Raw genomic sequence first — 833 nt, forward strand, 5'->3', positions numbered from 1 at the left:
GTTTCAGAATCTTGTTTCACGAAGCTACTGGCTGCTACTTGTTCTTTAACTTCTTTTTCAACTTTTTGAAGTTGTGAAAAATTTACAGCATCAGTGTCTTCTATACCTTCTTTTACACCAGAAATAACTCTGCTCTCATTATCTTTATTGGCAACAGTGATTTTAGTACCTTCTTTTTCTTCCCCTAGCTTGATTAACTTTGTCTCTTCATTCCACTTAACAAGACTATCGCTTCTCACATTGGCAATCGCATTGTTAATCTCTTTGATAACTTTATTTTGAACAGTTGTAAGAGCTATATTCACACCCTCAAACGCATCCGATACATTCTGATAAGTCGTATTTTTTTCCTCTCCATCTCCATCATTCTCGAAGGTTTTAATCTTAAAAGTTGGACCTACTGAATTTCCGGATTGAAAGTCAGCACCACCACCAAGATAATTCGCTAGATTGGTACCTAAAATATACATCTGACTTCCAGTTACCGCATCTGTTGAATTTATTGTTAAATAACCTGATGCAATATCTGTAATTCTACCCAATCTTTTGTCTCCCCCCTCTCCACGCCGAGCCACAAAGGCTTGATCCGTTGCATCCCATAATAAGGCATTGTTAATTTGCTCAGTAAATTTATTGTTAATATTTGTAATAGAAGCACCAACTCCAGTTAAAGCCTCCGCTACATTCTTATAAGTTCCATCTTTTTCCTCACCACTCGTATCAAAGATTTTAAACTTAAAAGTAGGAGCACTCCATTTACCATCTTTATAACTACCACCACCTAAAGACGCCGCAACATTGTCGCCTAAGGAATAAAGCTGAGAACCGGTAAT

General features: G+C 37.1%; 1 pseudogene. It reads right to left on the minus strand.

Annotated elements, in window-relative coordinates:
• Positions 1-833: pseudogene (locus tag MCY_RS09675) on the minus strand (Vomp family autotransporter); the annotation flags it as partial.

The organism is Bartonella rattimassiliensis 15908 (assembly GCF_000278215.1).
Classification (GTDB): Bacteria; Pseudomonadota; Alphaproteobacteria; order Rhizobiales; family Rhizobiaceae; genus Bartonella; species Bartonella rattimassiliensis.